Annotated in this window: 22 protein-coding genes and 1 tRNA gene; 9 read left to right on the top strand and 14 right to left on the bottom strand. The window is 63.9% G+C overall.

Translation table 11 applies throughout. The features are described from left to right. Positions 1 to 48: 48 nt before the first annotated feature. The 3 genes from dprA (at position 49) to BTH42_RS00450 (ending at position 4,860) form a co-directional block, all read left to right on the top strand. Positions 49 to 1,401, top strand: coding sequence for a DNA-processing protein DprA (gene dprA / locus BTH42_RS00460; protein WP_075294759.1), 1,353 nt, complete (start codon positions 49 to 51; stop codon positions 1,399 to 1,401). Between the two features lie 101 nt (positions 1,402 to 1,502). Further along, entirely contained in the window at positions 1,503 to 1,880 is a 378-nt protein-coding gene (locus BTH42_RS00455) for a thioredoxin family protein (RefSeq protein ID WP_075294758.1), read from the top strand. Positions 1,881 to 2,181: 301 nt separating this feature from the next. Next, positions 2,182 to 4,860 carry a DNA topoisomerase III gene (locus BTH42_RS00450; protein ID WP_075294757.1) on the top strand — a complete coding sequence of 893 codons (2,679 nt, stop codon included), beginning with the start codon at positions 2,182 to 2,184 and terminating at the stop codon, positions 4,858 to 4,860. A 121-nt stretch (positions 4,861 to 4,981) separates the two neighbouring features. Here the strand turns inward: BTH42_RS00450 and BTH42_RS00445 are convergent, their stop codons facing one another. Together BTH42_RS00445 and BTH42_RS00440 are read right to left on the bottom strand one after the other, a co-directional pair. Next, positions 4,982 to 6,082, bottom strand: a complete 1,101-nt coding sequence (locus BTH42_RS00445; RefSeq protein WP_075294756.1) for a LysR family transcriptional regulator — start codon at positions 6,080 to 6,082, stop codon at positions 4,982 to 4,984. 342 nt (positions 6,083 to 6,424) lie between these two features. After that, positions 6,425 to 8,281 (bottom strand): phosphoenolpyruvate carboxykinase (GTP), encoded by a 1,857-nt coding sequence (locus BTH42_RS00440; RefSeq protein WP_075294755.1) that lies wholly within the window; start codon positions 8,279 to 8,281, stop codon positions 6,425 to 6,427. Positions 8,282 to 8,675: 394 nt separating this feature from the next. Here BTH42_RS00440 and BTH42_RS00435 point away from each other — a divergent pair, with 394 nt between their 5' ends. Next, positions 8,676 to 9,689 (top strand): D-2-hydroxyacid dehydrogenase family protein, encoded by a 1,014-nt coding sequence (locus BTH42_RS00435; protein ID WP_075294776.1) that lies wholly within the window; start codon positions 8,676 to 8,678, stop codon positions 9,687 to 9,689. Between the two features lie 126 nt (positions 9,690 to 9,815). Here the strand turns inward: BTH42_RS00435 and BTH42_RS00430 are convergent, their stop codons facing one another. Together BTH42_RS00430 and BTH42_RS00425 are read right to left on the bottom strand one after the other, a co-directional pair. Next, positions 9,816 to 10,691, bottom strand: coding sequence for a patatin-like phospholipase family protein (locus BTH42_RS00430; protein WP_075294754.1), 876 nt, complete (start codon positions 10,689 to 10,691; stop codon positions 9,816 to 9,818). A 111-nt stretch (positions 10,692 to 10,802) separates the two neighbouring features. Beyond that, the gene (locus tag BTH42_RS00425; protein ID WP_075294753.1) at positions 10,803 to 11,207 is read right to left on the bottom strand and encodes a PaaI family thioesterase; all 405 of its coding nucleotides are present in this window, start codon (positions 11,205 to 11,207) and stop codon (positions 10,803 to 10,805) included. 204 nt (positions 11,208 to 11,411) lie between these two features. On the opposite strand from BTH42_RS00425, the gene BTH42_RS00420 reads away from it, so the two are divergent. From BTH42_RS00420 to BTH42_RS00410, 3 genes are all read left to right on the top strand, one after another. Further along, positions 11,412 to 11,487, top strand: a tRNA-Lys gene (locus BTH42_RS00420). A 203-nt stretch (positions 11,488 to 11,690) separates the two neighbouring features. Further along, on the top strand, positions 11,691 to 12,968 hold the full coding sequence (locus BTH42_RS00415; RefSeq protein ID WP_075294752.1) for a type II toxin-antitoxin system HipA family toxin: 1,278 nt from the start codon (positions 11,691 to 11,693) through the stop codon (positions 12,966 to 12,968). A gap of 1 nt (position 12,969) precedes the next feature. Next, positions 12,970 to 13,278 (top strand): helix-turn-helix domain-containing protein, encoded by a 309-nt coding sequence (locus tag BTH42_RS00410; protein WP_075294751.1) that lies wholly within the window; start codon positions 12,970 to 12,972, stop codon positions 13,276 to 13,278. Positions 13,279 to 13,281: 3 nt separating this feature from the next. Here BTH42_RS00410 and BTH42_RS00405 read toward each other — a convergent pair whose 3' ends face one another. Then, on the bottom strand, positions 13,282 to 14,793 hold the full coding sequence (locus BTH42_RS00405) for a sensor domain-containing diguanylate cyclase (protein WP_083654633.1): 1,512 nt from the start codon (positions 14,791 to 14,793) through the stop codon (positions 13,282 to 13,284). Between the two features lie 349 nt (positions 14,794 to 15,142). Between BTH42_RS00405 and BTH42_RS00400 the strand changes: the two genes are divergently transcribed. Then, entirely contained in the window at positions 15,143 to 15,730 is a 588-nt protein-coding gene (locus BTH42_RS00400) for a LysE family translocator (RefSeq protein WP_075294774.1), read from the top strand. On the opposite strand, the gene BTH42_RS00395 is transcribed toward BTH42_RS00400, so the two are convergent. The 7 genes from BTH42_RS00395 to BTH42_RS34585 form a co-directional block, all read right to left on the bottom strand. Beyond that, a complete protein-coding gene (locus BTH42_RS00395) occupies positions 15,727 to 16,614 on the bottom strand; it encodes an AraC family transcriptional regulator (RefSeq protein ID WP_075294750.1) in 888 nt (295 codons plus the stop codon). The two genes, BTH42_RS00400 and BTH42_RS00395, sit on opposite strands and share 4 nt — an antisense overlap. 153 nt (positions 16,615 to 16,767) lie before the next feature. Beyond that, positions 16,768 to 17,562: an ABC transporter substrate-binding protein gene (locus tag BTH42_RS00390; protein ID WP_075294749.1), complete on the bottom strand. Its 795-nt coding sequence runs from the start codon at positions 17,560 to 17,562 to the stop codon at positions 16,768 to 16,770. Positions 17,563 to 17,723: 161 nt separating this feature from the next. Next, a complete protein-coding gene (locus tag BTH42_RS00385; RefSeq protein ID WP_075294748.1) occupies positions 17,724 to 18,878 on the bottom strand; it encodes a pyridoxal phosphate-dependent aminotransferase in 1,155 nt (384 codons plus the stop codon). 351 nt (positions 18,879 to 19,229) lie between these two features. After that, positions 19,230 to 20,645 carry an ATP-dependent RNA helicase DbpA gene (dbpA, locus tag BTH42_RS00380; protein ID WP_075294747.1) on the bottom strand — a complete coding sequence of 472 codons (1,416 nt, stop codon included), beginning with the start codon at positions 20,643 to 20,645 and terminating at the stop codon, positions 19,230 to 19,232. 23 nt (positions 20,646 to 20,668) lie between these two features. After that, positions 20,669 to 20,869, bottom strand: coding sequence for a hypothetical protein (locus tag BTH42_RS00375; RefSeq protein ID WP_075294746.1), 201 nt, complete (start codon positions 20,867 to 20,869; stop codon positions 20,669 to 20,671). A gap of 180 nt (positions 20,870 to 21,049) precedes the next feature. Next, positions 21,050 to 21,481 (bottom strand): Cd(II)/Pb(II)-responsive transcriptional regulator, encoded by a 432-nt coding sequence (gene cadR, locus BTH42_RS00370; protein ID WP_075294745.1) that lies wholly within the window; start codon positions 21,479 to 21,481, stop codon positions 21,050 to 21,052. 50 nt (positions 21,482 to 21,531) lie between these two features. After that, positions 21,532 to 21,861 carry a hypothetical protein gene (locus tag BTH42_RS34585; RefSeq protein WP_075294744.1) on the bottom strand — a complete coding sequence of 110 codons (330 nt, stop codon included), beginning with the start codon at positions 21,859 to 21,861 and terminating at the stop codon, positions 21,532 to 21,534. 108 nt (positions 21,862 to 21,969) lie between these two features. Here BTH42_RS34585 and BTH42_RS00360 point away from each other — a divergent pair, with 108 nt between their 5' ends. Next, a complete protein-coding gene (locus BTH42_RS00360) occupies positions 21,970 to 24,063 on the top strand; it encodes a heavy metal translocating P-type ATPase (protein WP_075294773.1) in 2,094 nt (697 codons plus the stop codon). A 14-nt stretch (positions 24,064 to 24,077) separates the two neighbouring features. On the opposite strand, the gene eutC is transcribed toward BTH42_RS00360, so the two are convergent. Together eutC and BTH42_RS00350 are read right to left on the bottom strand one after the other, a co-directional pair. Next, positions 24,078 to 24,902: an ethanolamine ammonia-lyase subunit EutC gene (gene eutC / locus BTH42_RS00355; protein ID WP_075294743.1), complete on the bottom strand. Its 825-nt coding sequence runs from the start codon at positions 24,900 to 24,902 to the stop codon at positions 24,078 to 24,080. After that, positions 24,899 to 26,293, bottom strand: coding sequence for an ethanolamine ammonia-lyase subunit EutB (locus BTH42_RS00350; RefSeq protein ID WP_075294742.1), 1,395 nt, complete (start codon positions 26,291 to 26,293; stop codon positions 24,899 to 24,901). Before BTH42_RS00350 ends, eutC begins: the two co-directional genes overlap by 4 nt. Between the last annotated feature and the right edge of the window lie 164 nt (positions 26,294 to 26,457).

The raw sequence follows: 26,457 nt of genomic DNA, 5'->3' as shown, positions 1-26,457 counted from the left end.
TAGCATGGTGACGGTCTGACCGCAGGCCTCGCCAGAGGAGCGATCTGCATGCATGCGTTGCCCGCAACCCGTGTCGAACTGGCCGCCTGGCTGCGACTGTCGCTCGCGCCGGGGCTCAGGCCCGCCGCGCTGCGGCTGCTGCTGAGCACGTTCGGGCTACCGGAAGCGATTTTCGAGCGACCACCGGAGGTGCTCGCCGAGGTTGCCGGCGAGGCCGCCGCGCGCGCGGCGCTGACGCCGGCGGGCGCGGCTTTCGACGCCCAACTCGACGCGGTGCTCGCGTGGCGCGAGTTGCCGGGCAATCAGATCGTCACGCTCGACGACCCCGCCTATCCGCCCGCGCTGCTGACGATGCCCGATCCGCCGCCGCTGCTATATATAAAGGGCCGGCTCGACGTGCTGCACACGCCGGCGGTCGCGCTGGTCGGCAGCCGCAGCGCGACGCCGCAGGGTCTCGAGGACGCGCGGCGGTTCGCGCGCGAGCTGTCGATGGCGGGGGTGACGATCGTGTCGGGGCTCGCGCTCGGCATCGACGGCGCCGCGCACCTGGGCGGCCTCGAAGGCATCGGCGCGACCGTCGCGGTGATCGGCACTGGCGCGGACCTCGTGTATCCGGCCGTGCATCACGCGCTCGCGAAGCAGATCGCCGCGCAAGGCGCGATCGTCTCCGAATGGCCGCTCGGCACGCCGGCGCGCGCCGCCAATTTTCCGCAGCGCAACCGGCTGATTGCCGGGCTGGTCAGCGGGGTCGTGGTCGTCGAGGCGGCGATGCGCTCGGGCTCGCTGATCACCGCGCGGCTCGCCAACGAGATGGGGCGCGATGTGTTCGCGCTGCCCGGGTCGATTCACGCGCCGCTGGCGCGCGGGTGTCATCGGATGATCAAGCAGGGGGCGCGGCTGGTGGAAACTCCGGATGAGGTGCTGGAGGAGCTTGGGTTCGCGAGGCGGGCGACGGCAGAGGCGCAGCGGCCGTTGAAGCGGTGTGGTCGGCCGGAAGCCGGCGGTGCGCGGCGCTCGCGCCCGGGCGAGCTTAGGTCCTCATCCGTCGCGGCAACGCCACGGCCAGCCGGATCGACCACCACGACGTTCGCGGAACCAACTCCGTCCACCGCGGAGTTCGAGAAACCTGCTGGGTCCGCCCCGGCGTTTGCGGAGCCGCTCCGGTCCACTTCGGCGTTAGCAGAGCAGCCCTCCTCTGCTGCGCGTGCAGCGCCCGCGCTCGCCCCCGAAGCCGAGCGCCTGCTAGCCGCGCTCGGCCATTCGCCGACCTCGCTTGAAATTCTCGCCGCCCGCACCGAGATGGAGGACGCCGCGTTGCACGCGACGCTGCTGCAACTCGAACTCGCCGGCGAGGTCACGCTGCTGCCCGGCGGCCGCTTCGTCCGTGCCCATCATGAGTGAACCGCGCTTGCGCTAAGTCAATGGAGATTGGCCACTCTTCGGGACCGGCCATGCTACATTCGCGCCAAAGCACCCGATACCGTACACAAGGAAACCGTCCCATGCCCGCGCTGAACCTCGACACCGACCATGACCGGATCGCCGAGCGCGTCAACGAGCCCGGCACGCTGTTCGTGGCCTGTCTGTGCGCGGAGTGGTGCGGTACCTGTCGCGAGTACCGGGACGCGTTCAACCGGCTCGCCGAGCGGCATCCGGAGGTCTGTTTCGCGTGGATCGACATCGAAACCCATGCGGACCGCTTCGACGATCTGGACGTAGAGAATTTCCCGACCATCCTGATCGAAGACTCGGTGACGACACGTTTTTTCGGTACGGTTTTGCCGCAGGTATCGATCGTGGAGCGGATGTTGTCGGACCTGACCGCACTGCCCGGCGTGACCGGCGCGCCGAAGCTGCGACCGGCGCTGGCGGTCGCCTGACGGCGGCCTTCGCGCGCCGCGCGGCGATCGCGGGATAACGCGTGACGCGCGTTGCGGCAGGGCTGCCCGGGAACGACGACGCAGCCGGCGCGGCGCTTCACCAGCGGCGTTTGCAGCAGCTTGATCAACCGCGCGGCACGCACTTATGATGGCGCGCTTTCAAAAGAGTTGACACGACCGCTTCGCGCCTTGTGCTATAAAGCGGTCGTTAATGGGTCGAAACAGGTCGCAAACGAGCATCGCGCGCCATTTGGGCGAGCGCAAGGCCACCCACCCGGATCTACCAACCTCACATCGAGTCATGTCCAAAGCACTGATCATCGCCGAAAAGCCTTCCGTCGCGAACGACATCGCGCGCGCTTTGGGCGGCTTTACCAAGCATGACGAATACTACGAAAGCGACGATTACGTCCTTTCCTCGGCAGTGGGCCATCTGCTGGAAATCGCCGCGCCCGACGACTACGAAGTCAAGCGCGGCAAGTGGAGCTTCGCCAACCTGCCCGTCATTCCGCCGCATTTCGATCTGAATCCGATCGCCAAGAGCGAGTCGCGCCTGAAGGTGCTGACCAAGCTGATCAAGCGCAAGGACATCGACCGTCTGATCAACGCATGCGACGCGGGGCGCGAGGGCGAACTGATTTTCCGCCTGATCGCGCAGCACGCGAAAGCGAAGCAGCCGGTGCAACGGCTGTGGCTGCAGTCGATGACGGCCGGCTCGATCCGCGACGGCTTCGCCCGTCTGCGCAGCGACGAAGAGATGCAGCCGCTCGCCGACGCGGCGCGCTGCCGCTCGGAAGCGGACTGGCTGGTCGGCATCAACGGCACGCGCGCGATGACCGCGTTCAACAGCAAGGGCGGCGGCTTCTTCCTGACCACGGTCGGGCGGGTGCAGACGCCGACGCTGTCGATCGTGGTCGAGCGCGAAGAGAAGATTCGCCGCTTCGTGCCGCGCGACTACTGGGAAGTGAAGGCCGAGTTCGTCTGCGCGGGCGGTTTCTACGAAGGCCGCTGGTACGACCCGAAATTCAAGCGCGACGAGTTCGACCCGGAAAAGCGCGATTCGCGGCTGTGGGCGCTGCCCGCGGCCGAGACGATCGTCGCGGCCTGCCGTGGCCAGCTCGGCACGGTGAGCGAAGAGTCGAAGCCGTCCACGCAACTGTCGCCGGCGCTGTTCGACCTGACCAGCCTGCAGCGTGAGGCCAACGGCCGCTTCGGCTTCTCGGCGAAGAACACGCTCGGTCTCGCGCAGGCGCTGTACGAAAAGCACAAGGTGCTGACCTATCCGCGAACCGACGCGCGCGCGCTGCCGGAAGACTATCTGGATACGGTCAAGCAGACGCTCGGCATGCTCAAGGAGAGCAACAACTATCTGCCGTTCGCGAAGCAGGTGCTCGACAAGGGCTGGGTGAAGCCGAACAAGCGCATCTTCGACAACTCGAAGATCAGCGACCACTTCGCAATCATCCCGACGCTGCAGGCGCCGAAGAACCTGTCCGAGCCGGAACAGAAGCTCTATGACCTCGTGGTCAAGCGCTTCCTCGCGGTGTTCTTCCCGGCCGCCGAATATCGCGTGACGACGCGCATCACCGAAGTCGTCGGTCATCACTTCAAGACCGAAGGCAAGGTGCTGGTCGAACCGGGCTGGCTGCAGATCTACGGCCGCGAAACCAGCGGCGACGACGCGAATCTCGTGCCGGTGCAGAAGGACGAAAAGGTCAAGACCGACAAGATCGCCGCCCAGCAACTGGTCACCAAGCCGCCCGCACGCTACAACGAAGCGACGCTGCTGTCGGCGATGGAAGGCGCGGGCAAACTGGTCGAAGACGACGAACTGCGTGAAGCGATGGCGGCCAAGGGTCTCGGCACGCCGGCGACGCGCGCGGCGATCATCGAAGGTCTGCTGACGGAAAAGTATCTGATCCGCGAAGGCCGCGACCTGATCCCGGCCGCCAAGGCGTTCCAGCTGATGACGCTGCTGCGCGGCCTCGGCGTAAAGGAACTGACCGCGCCCGAGCTGACCGGCGAGTGGGAATACAAGCTGTCGCAGATGGAGCGCGGCAACCTGCCGCGCGATGCGTTCATGCAGGAAATCGCGCGCATGACGCAGACCATCGTCAAGCGCGCGAAGGAATACGATTCGGACACGATCCCAGGCGATTACGCGACGTTAGAAACACCTTGCCCGAATTGCGGCGGCCAGGTGAAGGAAAACTACCGGCGCTTCGCGTGCTCGAAGTGCGAGTTCTCGATCTCGAAGATTCCGGGCGGCCGTCAGTTCGAAATCCCGGAAGTCGAAGAGCTGCTGCAGAACAAAACGATCGGACCGCTGTCGGGTTTCCGCAGCAAGATGGGCCGGCCGTTCTCGGCGATCCTGAAGCTCTCGCTCGACGACGAGATCAAGAACTATAAGCTCGAATTCGACTTCGGCCAGGATGCCGCCGGCGAAGACGGCGAACCGCCCGATTTCTCCGATCAGCAACCGGTCGGCGCGTGCCCGAAGTGCAAGGGCCGCGTGTTCGAGCACGGCATGAGCTATGTGTGCGAGAACTCGGTCGCCAATCCGAAAACCTGCGACTTCCGCTCCGGCAAGGTGATCCTGCAGCAGGAAATCGCCCGCGAGCAGATGGCCAAACTGCTGGAAGAAGGCCGCACCGATCTGCTGACGAACTTCAAGTCGTCGCGTACGGGCCGTAACTTCAAGGCATTCCTCGTCAAGCAGAACGACGGCAAGATCGGCTTCGAGTTCGAGAAGAAGGAACCGGCAGCGGGTAAAACCGCGGCGAAGACCGCTGCTGCCAAGACTTCGGCGGCTCGCTCGGCGGCCAAGGCGATGCCTGAATCGGACGACGGCGATACCGCGGTCGCAGTGAAGGAAGAGCCGGCCGCGAAGAAGGTAGCGGCGAAAAAGGCTCCTGCTGCGAAGACAGCGGCCAGGAAGGCACCGGCGAAGAAGACCGCGGCGCGTAAAACCGGCTCTTAAGCTGGGGGCGCGGCCCGGCGCTTCGCCACCCGCCCACGAAAAAGGCGCAGTCACTTGAAGTGACTGCGCCTTTTTTAATTTCCGCCCGCCTTATGCGACGCGGGCTCCAGCATCCGGCGACTTACAGCGGCGACAAAGCCGTCGGCCGGGTACGAGTCGTTTTCGCCACCGGCTTCGCAACCGGCGACAGCTCGCTGTCGAGCAAACGCGACAGCGGCTCGGCACCGTCGAACGCTTCCGGCGCACGCGGTTCGGTGGAGTCGAAGGCGCCCGCCTGCGCGAGCCGCTCGCTGCCGTCGCCCTTGATCCACTGCTCGCCAAGCACGCTGTTCGGCGTCTGGTTGAAGTGCTCGACCAGATGGTCGATGAACGTACGCACCTTGGCCGGCAAGTGACGGCGGCTCGGATACGCGATGTTGATCTCGACCTGCGGCAAACGGTAATCGCCCAGCAGCCGCACCAGCCGGCCACGGGTCATGTCGCGGCCGATCAGGTAGCTCGGCAGAATCGCGATGCCCATCCCGAGCAGCGCGAACTGCCGCAGCATTTCGGTGTTGTTCGCGACGATCACGTTCGACGGCCGCACCCGCACCTCACCGTCCGGCCCCGTGAACACGCGCTCGTCGCCCCAGTATTCGGACGGCAGGCTCAGACACGAATGCTCGAGCAGATGTTCGGGACGCGTCGGCGTGCCGTGCTTTTCGAGGTAGTCGGGCGTTGCGCACACGGTCATGCAGCCGGTGGTCAGGCGCCGCGTGACGATGCTGGCGCTGCGCATCTGCCGCGCAATGACGACGCCGACGTCGAAACCTTCTTCGACCAGATCCACCTGGCGATCGACCAGCGTGACGTCCGGAATGACTTTCGGATAGCGCTCCGCGTACGTTTGCAGCACGGGCGCGAGGTTATGCAGCCCGAACACGACGGGCGCGACGATGCGCAGCGTACCGACCGGTTCGTGATTGCGCGCGACCACCATCTGCTCGACGTCTTCCAGTTCATCGAGAATCTGACGGGCGCGCTCGAGATAGACCTGACCGGATTCGGTCAGCGACAAGCTGCGGGTGGTGCGGTTGAGCAGTCGCGTACCAAGGCGACCCTCGAGGTCGGCAACGTGACGGGTGGCGACTGCATTGGAAATATCCATCGCGCTCGCAGCGCGGGCAAAACTGCCGAGATCCGCCACTTTGACGAAAACTCGCATCGACTGCAAATGATCCATAGGACAACTCCTGCCGTGTTACTGCTTCCTGACAATTAGTGAAAACCAGTGAAGCGAACCTGGGATTCTCCTACGACTCGCAATTTCGTGCAGAAGTTGCCCCCAAAATCCGAAATATTGTCAAATTTGGTAGGACTGCGCGGAATTAAGCGGGCTCTGAACTGAAATTATTCCAAAAATTAAAACAATCTGCTGCGCCGCACCTTGCACTGTCTTTTTTGTTCGAACAGATGCAAAGGCTTTCCCGGCATTTCCGAAACCGAAAAAATCCCGTTCCATCGAGCCCCAAAAGCAAAAAGCCGCCCGAAGGCGGCTTTGCATGCGAAGTGACCACTCACATGATCAGGCCGTGAGCTTTTCCTCCAACGCGCGCTTCGCGTGCGTCAGCGCCGGCGGGAGGCCTTGTTGCAGCGTGTCAAACAGCTCCGCGTGCAGTGCGAGCTCGTCGCGCCATGCAGCGTCGTCGACCGAAATGACCTGCTCGAACTGTTCGCGGCTGAAGTTCAGGCCGCTCCAGTCGATGTCGTCATAGTGCGGCGACACGCCGAACGCGTGCTCTTCACCCTTGGCCGAGCCTTCGATACGGCCGACCATCCAGCTCAGCACGCGCATGTTCTCGCCGAAGCCCGGCCATACGAACTTGCCGTCGGTGCCCTTGCGGAACCAGTTCACGCAGAAGATTTTCGGCAGCTTCGCGTTCAGTTGCTCCAGACGCTCACCGGTCTTCAGCCAGTGGTTGAAGTAGTCGCTCATGTTGTAGCCGCAGAACGGCAGCATCGCGAACGGATCGCGGCGCACCACGCCCTGCTGGCCGGCTGCGGCCGCGGTCGTTTCCGAGCCCATCGTCGCCGCCATATAGACGCCTTCAACCCAGTTGCGCGCTTCGGTGACGAGCGGCACGGTGGTCGAGCGACGGCCGCCGAAGATGAACGCATCGATCGCGACGCCCGCCGGGTTTTCCCAGTCCGCGTCGATCGACGGGCACTGCGAAGCCGGCGCCGTGAAGCGCGCGTTCGGATGCGCAGCCTTGCGGCCGGTTTCCTTCGCGATCGCCGGGGTCCAGTCCTGGCCCTGCCAGTCGATCAGGTGCGCGGGCGCCTCGTCCGTCATGCCTTCCCACCAGACGTCGCCGTCGTCCGTCAGCGCGACGTTCGTGAAGATCACGTTTTCCTTCAACGTGGCGAGCGCGTTGAAGTTGGTCTTTTCGCTGGTGCCAGGCGCGACGCCGAAGTAGCCCGCTTCCGGGTTAATCGCGTACAGGCGGCCGTCCTTGCCCGGCTTGATCCATGCGATGTCGTCGCCGATCGTCGAGATCTTCCAGCCGTTCAGACCCGCCGGCGGGATCAGCATCGCGAAGTTGGTCTTGCCGCAGGCCGACGGGAACGCCGCCGCGACGTGGTGCTTGCGCCCTTCCGGCGACGTCACGCCGAGGATCAGCATGTGTTCGGCGAGCCAGCCTTCGTCGCGGCCCATCGTCGATGCGATGCGCAGCGCGAAGCACTTCTTGCCGAGCAGCGCGTTGCCGCCGTAGCCCGAGCCGAAGCTCCAGATTTCGCGCGATTCAGGGAAATGGACGATGTACTTGGTCTTGTTGCACGGCCACGCGACGTCTTGCTCGCCGGCCGCGAGCGGCGCGCCGACCGAGTGCACGCACGGCACGAACTCGCCGTCTTCGCCGAGCACGTCATACACCTTGCGACCCATGCGCGTCATGATGCGCATGTTGGTCGCGACGTACGGGCTATCGCTCAGTTCAACGCCGATGTGCGCGATCGGCGAACCGAGCGGGCCCATCGAGAACGGCACCACGTACATCGTGCGGCCGCGCATTGCGCCGTCGAACAGACCGTCCAGCGTCGAGCGCATTTCGGCCGGGGCGATCCAGTTGTTGGTGGGGCCTGCGTCTTCGGCTCGTTGCGAGCAGATGAAGGTGCGGTCTTCGACGCGGGCGACGTCGGAGGGATCCGAGCAGGCGAGGTAGGAGTTGGGACGCTTGGCGGGATTGAGTTTTTTCATCGTGCCCGCTTCGACCATCTGCGCGCACAGGCGGTCGTATTCTTCCTGCGAGCCGTCACACCAGACCACTTGTTCCGGCTTGGTCAACGCGGCGACGCGCTGGACCCAGTCGATCAACTTGCGGTGTTTGACCCATTCAGGCGCCTGAATAACAGGCTGCCCTTCAAACGAGGGATGATTCATCGACTTGTCTCCGTTCTGAAAGCAATGGAAAAACGGTACAAGCCCTGGGACGCTGCATGCGAGAGGCATTCAATTCAGCGTGTTAGCGTGTCGATCGATGTCGAGTTCACTGCCAACTCACGATTGTGCAGATCGTCCTGGGCCATACAGCTCGTCTCGCGGAGGCGCGCTTCAGGCAAGGCTTCTGCAACCTTGTGTAAAGCGGCTTGCCTCAACACGTAACAAACTGCTAAAAACGTTCTCAATTCGCCTTCACGTAGCGCTGCCGTTCTTTTGTGCGACAGCTTCAACGTTAAGGCATCCAGCGAAACCACCGTGTGACCTAAGCCACATGATGGGACAGAGAGCATAACATTCAGTTCGCACCATGGCGGTGCGCCGCAAATTACATACCATGAAGATTGCCATCCTCGACGATTACCAGGACGCCGTTCGCAAGCTCGACTGCTTTCAATTGCTTGCCGACCACGAGGTAAAAGTTTTCAACAATACCGTGCGCGGCCTCGGTCAACTTGCGAGCCGTCTGTCCGAAGTCGACGCCCTCGTGCTGATCCGCGAACGCACTCGCATCACCTCGCAACTGCTCGACAAGCTGCCGCGTCTGCGCATGATCAGCCAGACCGGCAAGGCTGGTACTCACATCGACCTGGCCGCCTGTACCGAACGCGGCGTCGCCGTGCTCGAAGGCACCGGCTCGCCGATCGCGCCCGCCGAACTGACGTGGGCACTCATCATGGCCGCTCAGCGGCGGATTCCGCAATACGTGGCAAACCTTAAGCAAGGTGCCTGGCAGCAGTCGGGGCTGAAGACTTCCGCGCTGCCGCCGAACTTCGGTCTGGGCCAGGTGCTGCGCGGTCAGACGCTGGGGATCTGGGGTTACGGCAAGATCGGCCGCCTCCTCGCCGGTTATGGCAAGGCGTTCGGGATGAACGTGCTGGTGTGGGGCCGCGAGCATTCGCGTGAAGCCGCGCGCACCGATGGTTATGGCGTCGCGGAAAGCCGTGAGCAGCTGTTCGAGACCAGCGACGTACTGTCGCTGCATCTGCGTCTGCACGACGACACGCGCGGCATCGTCAAGCAGGACGATCTGATGCGCATGAAGCCGACCGCGCTGCTCGTGAACACGAGCCGGGCCGAACTGCTCGAAGAAAACGCGCTGGTGAACGCGCTGTCGCACAACCGTCCGGGGATGGTCGCGATCGACGTTTATGAAAGCGAGCCGATCCTGCAAGGCTACAGCCTGCTGCGAATGGAAAACGTGATCTGCACGCCGCACATCGGCTATGTGGAACGCGAGAGCTACGAGCTGTACTTCGCCGCGGCGTTCAACAACATTCTGGCGTTCGATGCGGGCGATACCGCGAGCGTCGCGAATCCGGAAGCGCTGCAGGGTGGACGGCGGCGGTAAGTAGCAGGTGGCCGGCGGGCGGGAATCTTGTGGTTGCTTCGCCGGCAACTTGCAGCGAGGTCCTGTGGCGGTCGTCAGGTTCGACCGTCTTCTAAAACCTGCAGACTGTCGCTGCAATCCGAAGCTTCAACGCGCTTCGTGCGCCCCCGCCTCCAGCAGCGCAGGGATGCGCTCGACGAACACCTCGCCGTCCGCGCGACCTAGGTTGTACGCGTGGACCATCTGCGAGGGGCTCGTGTAATCCCAACTCGAAATCGGCACCTTGCGCGACGGTTGCACATACAACCGTTGCTGCACCCCGTGCGGCACGACGAACATCTGCGGCCGCGGATAGAGCCGCGTGACCATCACCAGAACGTTGCCGGGTGTGTCGGCGTCGAGCGCGTCGACCGGCACGTTATCGACCATCCCGCCGTCCAGCACCGGCCGGCCATTGCGCCGCAGAACCGGCGTGAACGGCGGCGTACTCGACGATTGCAGGATCAGGTCGGCGAGTTCATCGACGCTCGCGCAATCCTGCGCGCGCACGAATTCCGGATGAAAGCCGAGCTTGCGACCCAAGGTCGGATGCAGCGTCTTGCGTACGTATTTTTCGACGTTGTACGCGATCAGTCCCGCCGCGACCGCGCTGCGTGCGCCGAGCCAGCGCGGAAGGTGCGACACGCCGATGCGGATCTCCGGCGCACGTTCGAGCTTCGAAAACTTGTCGCCGTAGATGTCGAGCAGCGCCTGTCGATAGATCCGGTAGTGCGGAAATACCGATTCGCCGCGCAGCAGGTTGCCCCAGTACGCGTTGCGCTTGTTGTGGCGCAGCGCTTCTTCGTAATAGCGCATGACCCAGTCGGAATCGCGCGTGTAGAGCATGCACGCGGTGGCCGCGCCGGCCGAGATGCCGGTGATCACGCGCGGACGGATATCGAGCTGCGGCTGCACGACATCCCAGAAACCCGCCTGCCACCAGCAGCGGTTGCCGCCGCCGGCGAATACGACCTGATCGAACATGCTGCTTTCCTTGCGTCCTTTTTGTCGGCTGTTGGGTGGTTGCTTGGGTGGCTCGGTGGCCTGGTTTCGCATTGTCTGCGGATGCCGCGGGTGCGCCGGGCGAGCCGAGGCTTATTCGAGCAGCGCGTACGTCGTGGTGGCCTGGACGGCCATGTTGCCGCCGTCGTCGAACAATTCGACTTCGCCGAACACCAGATGGCGGCCCATGCGCAGCACGCGCGCCTTGATCAGCACGTCGCCCTTGCGGACCGCGCGCATGAAGTTGATGTTCAGCGACACCGTGCTCATCGGCTTGAAGCCGCCGAGCGCGGCGGTGATCGCGACGACCATCGCGGTATCCGCGGCGGCCATGAACACCTGACCGCTGATCATCCCGCCCGAATGACGCCAGTCGCCGGAAAACGGCAGGCGCAGCGTCACGCCTTCGTCGTCGACCTTGACCGGCTTTAGCGTCAGCGCCTGGACCCATGGCGCGAGGACGCGTTCGAGCAGCTCGTTAACCTCTTTGTCATCCATCGCAATCCCCGGTCGAAAGCCGCGCGACGCTTCGCGCGGCGTGATGTCCGCGACATCATACCGGGACGATTGGACGCGTCGAAGGTTTCGGGACGGCGGCGTTGTCGAGGGAAGGCTCCAGCCCGAGCGATTTGGATTTTTTAATAAATTTGCTAAAAGGGCTTGGCAATCTCGAAAAGTTACTGCATAATCTCGCTTCTGTTGGGGGCGTTAGCTCAGTTGGTAGAGCAGCGGACTCTTAATCCGTAGGTCGAGTGTTCGAGTCACTCACGCCCCACCAAGCATTACGAAGCCCGGTTAGCGAAAGCTGACCGGGCTTTTTGCTTTGGGTCGTGACAAATTGTCGACGCAAGCGAAGCGTAATCACGAAACCAGCGCCAAAGCCCATCGAGCGTCGCTTCGCTCAAAAAAACACTTATAAGAAGCGTATAGGCGGTCAGTCGGGACGTTATGCTACATTTATGAGGCACAAGGAGCCGCCTCATGGATTGCACCCTGCAAATATTCCTCAACGACCAATGGGTCGACTGCGCGCAGATCGAACTCAACAGCGGTCTTTGCCAGTGGAATTACCTGATCGAGCACGCCATCGATCACCCGAACGCCGCGGTATCTCTGGCCGAGCCGGTCGATCTGGAAATCCGCGCCGCCTCGACCCTACCTGCGTTCGTCTATGACCTCGTCCCACAAGGGGCCGGCCGTCGTTTCCTGCTGGGCGAGCTGGACCTCCCGGATGGCCCCGACGCCGATTTCCCGCTGATCTGTGCGGGCGCGCTCAATCCGATCGGCCGGCTCCGCATCGCCGAAGCCGTCAACTACTTCGACGCGCACGTCGAGCGACACGCGGATGCGCGTGGCCTGCCCAGAATGACGATCGACGAAGTCGTCATGCGCAGCACGGATTTCGCGGAAAGAATGTTTCTGCACGGAATGCTCGGCACCGGCACCACGGGTGTTCAAGGCGCGGCGCCGAAGTATCTGCTAACCCGAGACCACGCCGGCCTGCTGCATGGCGATGCCGTATTGCCCGACGCCGAAGCCGCCCAGCATCTGATCGCCAAACTGCCGCGCGGCAGCAGCCCCGCCGATGCAAAAGTCCTGCACAACGAAGCGGCATACATGCGGGTGGCCGCCGCGCTCGGTATCCGCGTTCATGCGGATTTGCCGGCGCTTCACGGCGACGTCCTGCTGATTCCGCGCTTCGACCGGATTGTTCGGAACGGCAAAGTCACACGCGTTCATCAGGAAAGCGCGGCATCCATTCTGGGGCTCCGCGGCTTTGACTCGCGCCCAAGTCTGTTCGAAGTCGTTGCCGGGATCCGCAAGGTAGTCAGTAACCCAGCCGGCGAAACGCTCGAATTCATCAAGCGCGACGTACTCAATCTGGCGATGCGCAACACGGACAATCACGCGCGCAATACAGCCGTGCAACTGGTCGACGGCAAAGTCCAACTCACGCCCCTGTTCGACTTCGCACCGATGTACCTCGATCCCGCGTTGATTCCACGGGCACTCAGGTGGTATCGGCCGGACACCCGCGCGGAACTGACGGACTGGGCCGATGTACTCGCGGCGCTGCCCGTACCCGAGCCCGAACGCCAGACGCTCGCAGCGGAGTTGAATCGCTTCGCAGAACAAATCGAACGCCTGCCCGATACGATGGCTACGCAGGGTGTCGATCACGACATCATCGAGTTCCTGACGCAGTCCATCGATACGCAGACGCGACAACTGAAAGCCCTTAAACCATTAGAGGCCTAGCATGCCCCGCCGGATTCGACCCACCCGCGAAGAGCAGAACGCGCTGCGCCGCGCTTTCTATGACAGGATCAGCCAGGGCGACATGACCATTCCCGAAGCGATGAAAGCAATGCGCCAGATGACCGGCCTGACTCAAGCGGAATTCGCCGAGCATCGCGGCGTCAGCCGCCGCGTCATCCAGGACATCGAGCGCGGAACCGGCAATCCGACCGTCGACTCGCTCAACACCATCGCGAAACTCTTCGGCCTGAAAGTCGGCCTCGTGCCGATCCGAAAGAAAGAACCCGCTCCGCCGCCCTCGGACTCGTAACGATCAAACCGCCCGCGCGACCATATTCCTGCCACCCGCCTTCGCCGAATACAACGCCTTATCGGCCGCCCGGATCACTACGCTGACATCCGTCTGCAGATCCGGCCGCCACGTGGTCACGCCGATGCTGACCGTCACGTGCCCGAACTCGCACCCCACGTGCACGATCCCCAGCTCGCCGATCGCCGCGCGCATGTTCTCGGCCACCACCGTAGCGCCCGCCGCATCGGTTTCCGGCAGCACCACGACGAACTCCTCGCCGCCATACCGGCCGACGCGATCGCCCGGCCGCTGAATCACCCGGCGGATACAAGCCGCCACCGCGATCAACGCGGCATCCCCGGCCTGATGGCCATAGGTGTCGTTGTACGCCTTGAAGTGATCGATATCGACGAACAGCAGCGACAGCACACTGCCCGTGCGCCGCGCGCGCAGCCATTCGCGGTCGAGTGTTTCGCACAGCGCGCGACGGTTGTACAGGCCAGTGAGCCCATCGGTGCCGGCGAGCCGTTCGAGTTCGCGCTCCACCCGCTGTCGCCGCCGCAACTCGGCGCCGAGCCGCGCCGATAACGCGACCACGCCGATCCCGAAGATCAGCATCAGCGAGCCGATCGTCAGCGCGCGCCGCCACCAGCTCGCGTAGATATCGGCGGTCGATTCCGCGACCAGCACCAGCAGCGGCAGTTGCGGAATCCGTTTGAACGAGTAAAGCCGCTCGACGCCATCGAGCGGCGAAATCGCGACGAAGCTGCCCTCGTCTTTACCACCCAGCTGCCGGAAAAACGCCGTGTCGCTGATGTCGAGTCCGCTCGCGTGTCGATTGTCGGGCCGTCGCACGATGATCGTGCCGTCCGTCCGGATGATCGACACCGAGCCATGCTGGCCGATCCGCAGATCGGCGAACAGGCTTGCGAAGTATTCCTGATCGACGCCGAGCGCGATGATGCCCGCGAACGAACCATCGAGCCGCGACAGTCGCCGGCTCAACGCGACACTGCGCGAGCCGGCCCGCAGTCGCGAGTCATATGGCGCGCTGACATCGAGCCCGAGTCCGGCGTTGTCGCGATGAACCTGGAAGTACTCGCGATCGGCCAGATTGCCGCCGTGCGGCACGTCGCTCTCCGAGTCCATCACGACGTTGCCCTGCGCATCGATCACGACCATCGCGCCGACGTATTGTCCGGTGGCCGCGCGGTCGAACAGGATCTCGCGCCGCAGGCGCGGCGAATCGAGCACGCCGGGCCGCGCGAGACCATCGGCGACCGCCTGCAGCGACAGCGCGTACAGCTCGAAATTGCGCGCGATATCGCGCTCGGTGATCGTTGCGACATCGCGCGACGAATCGAGCGCGCGCGCAATCGCATCCTCGCGGCTCTGATACAGCGAATAGCCGCACAGCGCGAGCATCGCCAGCACCACGCCGCAGCCCGCGTAAATCACGCCATAGCGGCGTATTCGCAATCTGCCCGCCACCGCGACCACCCCGCGCAGCAGCGTCGTTCTCTTCTCGGTCATGTGCTCTACGTTTATTGCTCCATGCCTCCGTTCGCCGGAGGCCGTCGTGCAGGTTGCCGTGCAAGCGATTGAACGACAACGGCGTCGCATCGACGAGCGATAAGCTGTTTAACGGGAAAATAATCGTCCGCTTTATAGGGGCATGTCATAGTTTTCAAATGGCAATATTTACCGGATAATCTAAAAATCAAATCCCCCGGTAACGTTTGCGTAATTCGCGAAGTTAAAACCCGTCACCCGTTTCAACCGCTCTTTTTCGCCCGAGCAATTTCCTTCAATACACGCTGTCGCCGCCTCGCTAACGTTGGGCCTCGCGAGCTATTCGCTCATTTACGATTCGAGGCATCCGATGACCGCATTACTTTCGATGGCAGCCTTCGCGCTCGCCTGTTCCATTTCACCCGGCCCGGTGAACATCGTCGCGCTCAGTGCCGGCGCCCAGCATGGGCTCGCCGCGAGTCTGCGGCACGTGACCGGCGCGACGGTCGGCTTTACGTTATTGCTGCTATTGATCGGCCTCGGCCTGCATCAATTGCTCGCGCGTTTTCCGGATCTGATCGATGTCGTCAAATGGGCGGGGGTCGGTTTTCTGCTCTATATGGCCGGCAAACTCGCTGTCGATAATGGTCAGCTCAGCGCCGACAAACCGGCGCGCGGGCCGTCGTTCGCGCATGGCGCGGCGATGCAGTGGCTTAATCCGAAGGCGTGGCTCGCGTCGCTGGCCGGGATGGGCGCGTATGCGGCCAATGGCGACGGCCGCATCGTCTGGCAATTCGCCGCGCTGTATTTCGTGATCTGCTATCTGTCGATCGCGAGTTGGGCGTACGCCGGCACGTTTCTGCGCAAGCATTTGCGCGAAGCGAAACGGGTCAGGGTGTTCAATCGGGTGATGGCAGCGCTGCTGGCTGCGAGCGCGGTTTATCTGCTGATCGATTAGCGGCGATACTGCCCCGGCGTAGCCGCCACCAGCCGCTTGAAGGTGCGCTGCAAATGCGCCTGATCGGCGAAGCCGGCGTCGAGCGCGACGTCGGCGATCAGTCGGCCGCGCCGCAATTGCGCGCGGCTGTACTGGATGCGTCGATTGATCAGATACGCGTGCGGCGTCATCCCGTAGCGCTGCTTGAACGCGCGAATCAGATGCGATGCCGACAGGTCGGCGGCCTTGCACACGTCGTCGAGTTTCAGCGCGCGCGTGCAGTTTTCAGCGATAAATTCGGCCGCGCGCGCGAGCTGCGCGCTCGCGTCATGCTCCGGCAACTCGCGCGCCGGATTCAGTTTTTGCTGCGCGTCCGAGAAAAACGTGACCGCCGCGCTTTCCTTGCGCAGCGTGTCGGCGCGATCGTCGGCGAGGATCGCGCACAGCCGGTTCAGGCCGTCGAACAGCGCGGCATCGAGCGTCATGATCTGCGAGAACGCGCGAAACGCGTGGTTCTCGTTGAAGCCGAGTTCATGCTGCAATTTTGTGAACCACGCGACGTCCACATGCAGCATCCGATACGACCAGCGTTCGCCGGCCACCGGGTTGCAGGCGTGCACATCGTCCGGATTCATCATCACGACCGCGCCGGCGCCGATCCATTCGCGCGCGTGGCGGTTCAGATAGACACTGTGGCCGCCGGTCACCGCGCCGATCGAAAACGTTTCGTGCGAATGCTTCGCATAGCAGACCTTGCGGCCGTCTTCGATGGAGCGCGCTTCGATGAACGGCAGCGCGTCGCTGCGCCAGAAGCGCGGCGCGGACGCGGATTGCACGCGTGCGCGGGCGGCATTCGTTGTCGCTTCGTTCGCGGCAGTGGCCACCGCTTCAGTCGTCTCGCTCATCCGCCCTCTCCGCTCGATCAGTCCGCTTCGCTCTCACCTGCACCATCATCGCGAAGCCCACATATCGTAGTCGTCAAACGCGGGCACAACAAGCAAACGGGCGGCGTCGTTCGCAAACGACGCCGCCCGTCACCGTCCAACCACGCTACGCGCTTACTTCGCGCTCACATCGATATTGCCGAGATATTTCGCGGCCAGCGTCTTCACGGTGCCGTCGGCCTGCACCTTCGCGATCGCCGCGTTCAGCTGATCGCGCAGCGCGGTGTCGCCCTTGCGAATCCCGTAGGCGATGCCGCTGCCGAGAATCTTGTCGTCACGCACCGGCTGACCGACGAACGCGTAGTCCTTGCCTTCGGGCTTCGACAGAAAACCGGTTTGCCCGGCAGGCGCGAGCACCAGCGTGCCGTCGAGACGGCCCGCGGTCAGATCGGTATAGACCTGGTTCTGATCCTGATACGGCAGCACGACCACGCCAGCCGGTTCCCAATGAACCTTCGCGAAGGTTTCCTGAATCGAGCCCTGCAACACGCCGACGCGCTTGCCCTTCAAACCTGCGGGCGTCGGTTGCAGACCGCTGTCGCGGCGCGCGATCAGTTGGCTCGGCACGCGATAGACGACCGTCGTGAAATCGATCGCCTGACGGCGCTGCTCGGTTGCGTTCATCGCCGAATTGATCGCGTCGAACTTGCGGCCCTGCAGCGCCGGGATCAGCCCGTCGAACGAGGTTTCGACCCACTTGCAGGTCATATGCGCGGCCTTGCAGACCGCATTGCCGACGTCGATATCGAGTCCTTGCAACTCGCCGTTCGGGCCTTTCGATTCGAACGGCGGGTACTGCGCTTCGAGGCCGAAACGCAACGTGGCGGGTTCGGCCGCGCTCGCGGAAAACGACGCAGTCAACGACGCGCATGCACAGGCCAGCGCCAACACAGAATGCAGCAACTTCATAACGGGTCTCCCACTTTCTTCGAGTACTTCAATGACTTCGAATACGTCGTCGCACGTATCCGCCCACCCGGACGAATCACGCTGCGACGATCATACTGCGTTCAAAAATGCCGCTTTTTACGGCTCCATAAAGAAGCCTTCAGCGGATCATCGGCGTGCGCTCAGATCTCGCACAAACGTCGCGCGCCTTCGAGCAGCGTCGCGTCGTCCTTCGAGAAGCTCAGGCGAATCAATCCGGAATCCGTACCGTCGGTGTAGAACGCCGACAGCGGAATCGTCGCGACTCGCGCATCGCGAATCAGGCGCAGCACGAAATCGCTGTCGCTTTCGTCCGAGAAACCGCGGAAGCGCGCGAGCATAAAGAAGCTGCCTTCGCTCGGCAACAGTTCGAAGCGCGATTCGCGCAGCGCGTTGGCGAGCAGGTCGCGTTTCTGCTGATAGAACGCGGACAGCCCGAGGTAACTGTCGCGATTGGCGAGCGCATCGGCGAACGCGTACTGCATCGGCGTATCGGCGGAAAACACCATGAACTGGTGGACCTTGCGGATCTCGTCCATCAGCGCAGCCGGTGCGAGGCAATAGCCGACCCGCCAGCCGGTCACGTGATACGACTTGCCGAACGACGACACGATCACGCTGCGCTCGGCCAGCTCCGCATGACAGGCCATGCTCTGATGCTTCGCGCCGTCGAACACGACGTGCTCGTAGACCTCGTCGGACAGAATCACGATGTCGGTGCCGCGCGTGACCGCTTTCAGGCGCTCGATATCGGCGTCGCTGAAAATCGTCGCGGTCGGGTTGTGCGGCGTATTGACGATGATCATGCGCGTCTTCGGCGTGATCGCCGCGGACACTTCGTCCCAGTTCACGCGGAAGTCGTTCAGCGACAGCTTGATCGGCACCGGCGTCGCGCCTTGCAGACGGACGATCGGCGCGTAGCTGTCGAACGACGGCTCGAAGTAGATCACTTCATCGCCCGGATGCACGAGCGCGCTGATCGTCGAATAGAGCCCTTCGCTGGCGCTCGCGATCACGGTCACTTCGCTGGCCGGGTCGTAGCGCACGCCGTACAGCGTCTCGACCTTCTCGGCGAGCGCTTCGCGCAGCGTGGCGATGCCGGCCATCGGCGCGTACTGGTTGTGGCCGTCGCGCATTGCCTGCGCGACGCCGTCGACGAGCTTCGGGTCCGGCGCGAAATTCGGCGCGCCTTGCGACAGGTTCAAAGCATCGTGTTGCGCGGCCAGTTGGCCGATCACGGTAAAAATCGTGGTGCCGACATCCGGCAGTTTCGAGCGGGCTTGCGTGGCGCTCTGCATAAGCTTTCTCCGTTTCTTCGCCGGCAGCGGCCGCGACGGCGGCGACTACGAGGCGGTCTTTCCAGTGGGGTGATTAAGCATCAGCCAATTCGCGGTCGCAATCGAAACTTTGTCATGCGCGGCATGCGTTTTGTTCATGGCTCGCGTGAAGCCACCGGAGCCCGGGCCTAGCCGTCCGGGTCGCGGTTTGCGGGGACATAGAGAGCTTCAGGAGAAATTCGCCAACCCCTGAGGTATGAAGGAATGTGATGCGCAGCTTTTACCGGAAAAGAAAACGGCCGCACTGGGCGGCCGTTTCGCTGTTCATCGTGCCTCAATCAAGCCCCAAAGTCCGGGACTTGCTGTCGCCGATCACAGATCGTCCATCAACCGGACCTTGACCTTGCGGCCCTTCAGCTTGCCCGCGCTGAGCCGGCGCACCGCCTCGCGCGCGATGCTGCGCTCCACCGCGACGTAAGTCGACATATCGGTCACGTTGATCTTGCCGATCTGCGAACCCGCGAAGCCGGCATCGCCGGTCAGCGCGCCGAGCACGTCGCCCGGACGGATCTTGTCCTTGCGGCCGCCGAGAATCTGCAGCGTTTCCATCGGCGGCAGCAGCGGTTCGTTGCTGGCCGCCTTCAGTTCGGCGAGCTTGTGCCATTCGACGTCGCGCTTCTGCGCCTGTTCGATACCGCCGACGCGCCCCATCTCGTCCATGCTCGCGAGACTCAGCGCCCAGCCGTCCTGATCGGCACGACCAGTGCGGCCGATGCGGTGCACATGCACTTCCGGATCCGGCGTCACGTCGACGTTGATCACCGCTTCGAGTTGCGCGATGTCGAGGCCGCGCGCGGCGACGTCGGTTGCGACCAGCACCGAGCAACTGCGGTTCGCGAACTGGATCAGCACCTGATCGCGCTCGCGCTGATCGAGCTCGCCATGCAGCGCGAGCGCATGAAAGCCCTGCGCGCGCAGCACGTCGAGCAAATCGCGGCACTGCTGCTTGGTGTTGCAGAACGCGATCGTGCTGACCGGACGGTAGTGATCGAGCAGCAGACCGACCGCGTGCAGACGTTCGTCCTCGCTCACTTCATAGAAGCGCTGACGGATCTTGCTGTCGTCGTGCCGCTCGGCCAGCTTGATTTCCTTCGGATTGCGCAGGAATTGCTGGCTCAGCTTCGCGATGCCTTCGGGGTAGGTCGCCGAAAACAGCAGCGTCTGGCGCTCTTTCGGGCATTGCCGGGCGACCTTCGCGATGTCGTCGAAGAAACCCATGTCGAGCATGCGGTCGGCTTCGTCGAGCACCAGCGTGTTCAGCGAGCGCAACACCAGCGTGCCGCGCTCGAGGTGATCCATGATGCGGCCCGGCGTGCCGACCACGATGTGCGCGCCGTGCTCGAGGCTGGCCGTTTGCGGCCGCATCGGCGTGCCGCCGCACAGCGTCAGCACCTTGATGTTTTCTTCGGCGCGCGCGAGACGGCGGATTTCCTGGGTGACCTGATCGGCGAGTTCGCGGGTCGGACACAGCACCATCGCCTGCGTGTCGAAGTTGCGCGAATCGAGCCGCGCGAGCAGCGCCAGCGAAAACGCCGCGGTCTTGCCGCTGCCGGTTTTCGCCTGGGCGATCAGGTCCTGGCCGGCGAGCGCGATCGGCAGGCTCGCGGCCTGGATCGGCGTCATCTCGAGGTAGCCGAGCTGGGTCAGGTTCGCGATCGTCGCGGGCGGCAGCGGCAGTTCGCTGAATGCGGCGCCGCTGGACGCGGGACCGGTGGAGGGGCTGTTCATAGGGTATTGGTCGGGAATCGCGGTTACTCGGCCATCGGGCCCTGATCGGGGCGGCCGGGCAGCTGTTCGTACAGCACCGCGCCGTCGTCGCCGTCGAAACGCTCGACGTAATTGCGCGCGCCGCACAGCGGGCAGCGGAACAGCAGCCCCTGGCCTTCGTTCTTGATGACGACGTCGGATTGCTCCCACTGCGCGCCGCAGGACTGGTTTCTACAGGTGAACACGTTGATTCTCCAACTGGAATGCTTTCGATGATCGGGTGGCAAGGCCGCATGCGCGGTCTTGCCTGGTAAGGGGTAACTGCTGCTACACGTCGCCGGCCTGTGACTACTTCGGATGCTCGCACGCGGTGAAGCGCGGCCACGGCTCGCTGTGCCCGCCGTGCGTAACGCTCGCCGCGGCTGTCAGCCGAGGTGCGTATGACGGGGACGCGGCACGGCCACATCCATGTCGGTCAGGCCGTGGACGATCCCGCAGTCCTCGACCTGATGGTCGCCATGGCATTGGTCGCGCAGCGTGGTCAGTTGCGCTTTCAGCTGTTGCAGTTCTTCGATGCGCGTGTCGACGTGGGCGATGTGCTCGTCGATCAGCACGTTGATGCCGCCGCAGCCGTTCGCCGGCGCGTCGGTCAGACGCAGCAATGCGCGGATTTCGTCGTGGGTCATGTCGAGCGCGCGACAGTTGCGGATGAAACGCAGGCGCTCGACGTGCTTGGCCGTGTAACTGCGGTAATTGGCTTCGGTGCGCTCCGCCTCGGGCAGCAGGCGCTCTTTTTCGTAGAAACGGATCGTTTCCGTCGTGCAATGGGCGATTTTCGCCAGTTCGCCGATTTTCATGAACCTTTCCTCCACGCGGCCTTGACCTTGTAGTGGCTTCAAGGTGTTTACTAGACCACAAATTGCACGAGGAAGCCACTATGACCGATGTTCGCCGCCCGAAAGTTGAACGCCTGGAAACGGGGGAAAGTTACGCGCCGGGGGATGGTCGGGGGCGTGGACACGAGTGTGGGCATGCTCACGGACGTGAAGGCGCCGACGGACATGAGGCGGAACGCGGACACGAGCCCGGCGACGGGCACCAGCACTGCTGCGGTCACGATCATGGTCATTCTGACCACGACCACGGCCAATGTGACCACGAATCCCGCCGCTCCGACGACGACCACGACCACAGCCACGACCACTCCGCCCACGGTCATGACCACGCGCACAGCCACGCCGAAGACGCCTGCTGCGGCGCTTCAGCCGCCGCGCCGATCCCGCTCGCACTCCCCCGCTCCGAAGCGGTCGGCGACGATCTGCGCACCGCGATCCGCATCATGCAGATGGACTGCCCGACCGAGGAAGCACTGATCCGCAAGAAGCTCGGCCGCATGCCGGCCGTGCGCAGCATGGATTTCAACCTGATCCAGCGGGTGCTGACCGTCGTCCACGCGCCCGATGCGCTCGAACCGGTGCTCGCCGCGCTGCGCTCGCTCGATTTCACGCCTGAAGTGGGCACTAACACCGTCGATGCATCCGGCGCGCCCTCAGCCGCCTCCAGCGCGCCGTCGAAGCCTTGGTGGCCCCTGATCGTCGCCGGCGTCGTCGCGGCGGGCTCAGAGGCCGCTGGCTGGCTCGGCGCCCCCGCCTGGCTGGTGGCGGGTCTGGCGATCGTCGCGATCGCCACCTGCGGGCTCACGACCTATCGCAAGGGCTGGGTCGCGCTGCGCAACCTGAACCTGAACATCAACGCGCTGATGAGCATCGCGGTGACCGGCGCGGCGCTGCTCGGCCAGTGGCCCGAAGCGGCGATGGTGATGGTGCTGTTCACGATCGCCGAACTGATCGAGGCGAAATCGCTCGACCGGGCGCGCAACGCGATCGAAGGCTTGATGAAGCTCACGCCCGAACAGGCGAGCGTGCAGCAGCCCGACGGGACGTGGTCAACCATGCGGGTCGACGCGATCGCTCTCGGCGCTTTGGTGCGCGTGAAGCCGGGCGAGCGGATCGCGCTCGATGGCGAGATCGTCGCGGGCCGGTCGAGCGTCGATCAGGCGCCGATCACCGGCGAAAGCCTGCCGATCGACAAAACCGTCGGCGACGCGGTGTTCGCCGGCACGATCAACCAGAGCGGCTCGTTCGACTATCGGGTGACGGCCGCGGCGGGCAATACGACGCTCGCGCGCATCATCCACGCGGTCGAGGAGGCGCAGGGGTCGAAGGCGCCGACGCAGCGCTTCGTCGATCAATTCGCGCGGGTTTATACGCCGATCGTGTTCGCGGTCGCGCTCGCGGTTGCGTTGCTGCCGCCGCTGCTGTTCGGCGGGGCGTGGCATGAGTGGGTCTACAAGGCGCTTGTGCTGCTGGTGATCGCGTGTCCGTGCGCGCTGGTGATTTCGACGCCGGTGACGATCGTTAGCGGACTCGCGGCTGCCGCGCGCAAGGGGATTTTGATCAAGGGCGGCGTTTACCTCGAACAGGGTCGCAAGCTCAGCCGGCTCGCGCTCGATAAGACCGGGACGATTACGCATGGCAAGCCGGTGTTGGTGGGGTTCGAGGCGGTTGGTGCTGCTGCTGACGTGGGTGCGGAGGCAGCTAACTACCGCACGCTCGCTGCCAGCCTCGCGGGCCGCTCCGATCATCCGGTGTCGATGGCGATTGCGACAGCCGCTAACAACGATGGCATCGAGCACCTGCCCGTCGACGCATTCGAAGCTCTGCTCGGCCGCGGCTTGCGCGGCGACATCGACGGCGCTGCCTACTGGCTCGGCAATCATCGGCTGATCGAAGAACTCGGCCGCTGCTCGCCGCAACTCGAAGCGCGGCTCGACGCGCTCGAACAGCAAGGCCAAACCGTCGTGATGCTCGCCGACGCGCGACGCGTTCTGGCGCTGTTCGCGGTCGCCGACACGGTGAAGGACACGAGCCGCGCCGCGGTCGCCGAATTGCGGCAGCTCGGCGTCGGCACCGCGATGCTGACCGGCGACAACCGCCACACCGCCGACGCAATCGCGCGCCAGGTCGGCGTCGATGAAGCGCGCGGCGATCAGTTGCCGGAAGACAAACTCGAGGTCGTGGCGGGATGGTCGGCCGATGGCGCGACGGTCGGGATGGTCGGCGACGGCATCAACGACGCGCCCGCGCTCGCGCGCGCCGACATCGGCTTCGCGATGGGCGCGATGGGCACCGGCACCGCGATCGAAACCGCCGACGTCGCTTTGATGGACGACGACCTGCGCAAGATTCCGGCGTTCATCCGGCTCTCGAAGGCGACGCATGTGGTGCTGGTGCAGAACATCGCGCTCGCGCTCGGGATCAAGAGCGTGTTTCTCGTGCTGACGCTGATGGGCCTCGGCACGATGTGGATGGCGGTGTTTGCGGATGTCGGCGCGAGTTTGCTGGTGGTGGGCAATGGGTTGAGGTTGTTGCGGAAGTAAGCGCGGGCGACGGTTTACGGCGTCGCCCTCTTCTTCGCATCTGGAGTTGGCTCAATGTCCAACGCCGGCGTTGTCGGGACGTTTTCTAGCAACGCATCGCTGTCGTCTTTCAAACCGACACCGGTTAACCCAAGCTTGCGCGCCTGCGTCAGCAGATAGTGCAGCTTGTGCGCGGCCAACGGATAGTCGAGCCCTTCGGGACGCACGTTCGAAATGCAGTTGCGCTGCGCGTCGCTGCAACCCGTTTTCGGTGCGTACGTGATGTAGATGCCGAGGCTATCCGGCGAACTCAAACCCGGCCGCTCGCCGATCAGCATCACGACGAACTTCGCGTTCAGCAATTCACCGATTTCATCGCCGAGCGCGACGCGTGCCTGCCTCGCGACTACTACCGGGCCGATGTTCCAATCTCTGAGCTTCGGCCGCACTGCCAGCAGCAACGGAATCGCCTGCTTCGACGCGGCGAACGCCGACAGACCATCGCCGATCACGAACACCACATCGTTGGCATTCCCAGGCGTTTGAATTTGCCTTTGCGCGAGCGCCTCGCGACTCTCATCCGACAGCCGCCGCCCCAGATCCGGCCGCCGCAAATAATGCTCCCGATCCGGCGCCGCGCTATGCACATCGATCGATTCGAACCCTTGCGCGCGTAACGCTTCGTGCAGCGCCTGAGCATCGAGCGGATGATGCACCGCGTCGCGCGCCTGCGCATGCGCGAGATCGAATGCGAGGAGCGGCGCGGTCGGCAGACTGTTGCCCGCGCGGCCCAGTGCAATCCGCGCCTGGGTAAACCGCCTTAGCGCGTTCCACGGATCTTTATCGAGCGAGTCGTTCATGCGATGCCCATCCAGTCTTGCGCGCCTTCGAGCAGCGGTTGCTGCGCGGACGCGCCGAGCAACGCGCCGCGGGCATCGATGATCCGCATCGACTCCAGCCATTCCTCGAACTCGGGCGCGCGCCGCAAGCCGAGCACGTCGCGCACGTACAGCGCGTCATGGAACGAGGTGCTTTGATAGTTGAGCATCACGTCGTCGGCGCCGGGCACGCCCATGATGAAATTGACGCCCGCGACGCCGAGCAGCGTCAGCAGATTGTCCATGTCGTCCTGATCCGCTTCCGCGTGGTTGGTGTAGCAGATATCGCAGCCCATCGGCACGCCGAGCAGCTTGCCGCAGAAGTGATCCTCGAGACCCGCGCGGGTGATCTGCTTGCCGTCGTACAGATACTCGGGGCCGATGAAACCGACCACCGTGTTCACCAGAAACGGCTTGAACTTGCGCGCGACAGCATACGCGCGCGCCTCGCAGGTCTGCTGATCGACGCCGGAATGCGCATCCGCCGACAACGCGCTACCCTGCCCCGTTTCGAAATACATCAGGTTGTCGCCGACGCTGCCGCGCTTGAGCGACAGCCCCGCCTCGTGCGCTTCGTTCAGGAGTGCCAGCGAAATGCCGAAGCTCGCGTTCGCTTTCTCGGTGCCCGCGATCGACTGAAACACCAGATCGACCGGCGCGCCTTTTTCGATCGCGGCGAGCGTGCTCGTCACGTGGGTGAGCACGCACGATTGCGTCGGCACCTGATAGCGCTGGCGGAATTCGTCGATCATCAGCAGCAGCTTCGTGATCGCGGCGAGATTGTCGCTCGCGGGATTGATGCCGATCAGCGCGTCGCCGCAGCCGTACATCAGGCCGTCGAGCATCGACGCGGCGATGCCTTTGACGTCGTCGGTCGGATGATTCGGCTGCAGACGCACCGACATGCGGCCCGGTAACCCAACCGTGTTGCGAAAGCGCGTGATCACCGGACGTTTACGCGCGGCCGCGATCAGGTCCTGGTTGCGCATCAGCTTCGAGACCGCCGCGACCATTTCCGGCGTGAGGCCGTGGGTGATGCGGGTGAGTGCGTCGGTGTCGGTCGTGCTGCTCAGCAGCCAGTTGCGGAACTCGCCGACCGTCAGATGCGCGATTTCGGCGAACGCCTGGGGCGAGTGATCGTCGATGATCAGGCGGGTGACTTCATCGCTCTCGTAGGGGATCAGCGCTTCGTTCAGGAAGGTGCGCAGCGGGACCTCGGCGAGCGCCATCTTCGCGGCGACGCGCTCCTCTTCGCTCGCGGCCGCGAGGCCCGCGAGCTGATCGCCGGAACGCGGTGGACTGGCCTTCGCCAGCAGGGTCTTCAGATCGGCGAAGCGGTAGGTGCGGCTGCCGATCGACTCGGTGTAGCTCATGTTTGAGGCTCCATTGCTTCGCGGGGACGCGGGGAATGGGGACTGCGGGTGAGGTGTGGCCGGGGTGTGCTTTTGTGCCCGGGGTGCTTCTGCGCTTGTGTGCCTGGTTGTGGATCACACGATAACGCCGAATGGCGGGGGTGTCATGCGGGTGGGGGTTTTGG

Origin of the sequence: Burkholderia sp. SRS-W-2-2016 (assembly GCF_001931485.1) — a bacterium.
Taxonomy (GTDB): domain Bacteria; phylum Pseudomonadota; class Gammaproteobacteria; order Burkholderiales; family Burkholderiaceae; genus Paraburkholderia.
The sequence above is the reverse complement of the archived record's forward strand: the minus strand, read 5'-3'. Positions and strand labels throughout refer to the sequence as shown.

Bases quoted from the DNA above. Each gene is read 5' to 3' on its own strand.
- dprA (WP_075294759.1), top strand. From the start codon at position 49: ATGCATGCGTTGCCCGCAACCCGTGTCGAACTGGCCGCCTGGCTGCGA.
- BTH42_RS00455 (WP_075294758.1), top strand. From the start codon at position 1,503: ATGCCCGCGCTGAACCTCGACACCGACCATGACCGGATCGCCGAGCGC.
- BTH42_RS00450 (WP_075294757.1), top strand. From the start codon at position 2,182: ATGTCCAAAGCACTGATCATCGCCGAAAAGCCTTCCGTCGCGAACGAC.
- BTH42_RS00445 (WP_075294756.1), bottom strand. From the start codon at position 6,082: ATGGATCATTTGCAGTCGATGCGAGTTTTCGTCAAAGTGGCGGATCTC.
- BTH42_RS00440 (WP_075294755.1), bottom strand. From the start codon at position 8,281: ATGAATCATCCCTCGTTTGAAGGGCAGCCTGTTATTCAGGCGCCTGAA.
- BTH42_RS00435 (WP_075294776.1), top strand. From the start codon at position 8,676: ATGAAGATTGCCATCCTCGACGATTACCAGGACGCCGTTCGCAAGCTC.
- BTH42_RS00430 (WP_075294754.1), bottom strand. From the start codon at position 10,691: ATGTTCGATCAGGTCGTATTCGCCGGCGGCGGCAACCGCTGCTGGTGG.
- BTH42_RS00425 (WP_075294753.1), bottom strand. From the start codon at position 11,207: ATGGATGACAAAGAGGTTAACGAGCTGCTCGAACGCGTCCTCGCGCCA.
- BTH42_RS00415 (WP_075294752.1), top strand. From the start codon at position 11,691: ATGGATTGCACCCTGCAAATATTCCTCAACGACCAATGGGTCGACTGC.
- BTH42_RS00410 (WP_075294751.1), top strand. From the start codon at position 12,970: ATGCCCCGCCGGATTCGACCCACCCGCGAAGAGCAGAACGCGCTGCGC.
- BTH42_RS00405 (WP_083654633.1), bottom strand. From the start codon at position 14,793: ATGACCGAGAAGAGAACGACGCTGCTGCGCGGGGTGGTCGCGGTGGCG.
- BTH42_RS00400 (WP_075294774.1), top strand. From the start codon at position 15,143: ATGACCGCATTACTTTCGATGGCAGCCTTCGCGCTCGCCTGTTCCATT.
- BTH42_RS00395 (WP_075294750.1), bottom strand. From the start codon at position 16,614: ATGAGCGAGACGACTGAAGCGGTGGCCACTGCCGCGAACGAAGCGACA.
- BTH42_RS00390 (WP_075294749.1), bottom strand. From the start codon at position 17,562: ATGAAGTTGCTGCATTCTGTGTTGGCGCTGGCCTGTGCATGCGCGTCG.
- BTH42_RS00385 (WP_075294748.1), bottom strand. From the start codon at position 18,878: ATGCAGAGCGCCACGCAAGCCCGCTCGAAACTGCCGGATGTCGGCACC.
- dbpA (WP_075294747.1), bottom strand. From the start codon at position 20,645: ATGAACAGCCCCTCCACCGGTCCCGCGTCCAGCGGCGCCGCATTCAGC.
- cadR (WP_075294745.1), bottom strand. From the start codon at position 21,481: ATGAAAATCGGCGAACTGGCGAAAATCGCCCATTGCACGACGGAAACG.
- BTH42_RS00360 (WP_075294773.1), top strand. From the start codon at position 21,970: ATGGACTGCCCGACCGAGGAAGCACTGATCCGCAAGAAGCTCGGCCGC.
- eutC (WP_075294743.1), bottom strand. From the start codon at position 24,902: ATGAACGACTCGCTCGATAAAGATCCGTGGAACGCGCTAAGGCGGTTT.
- BTH42_RS00350 (WP_075294742.1), bottom strand. From the start codon at position 26,293: ATGAGCTACACCGAGTCGATCGGCAGCCGCACCTACCGCTTCGCCGAT.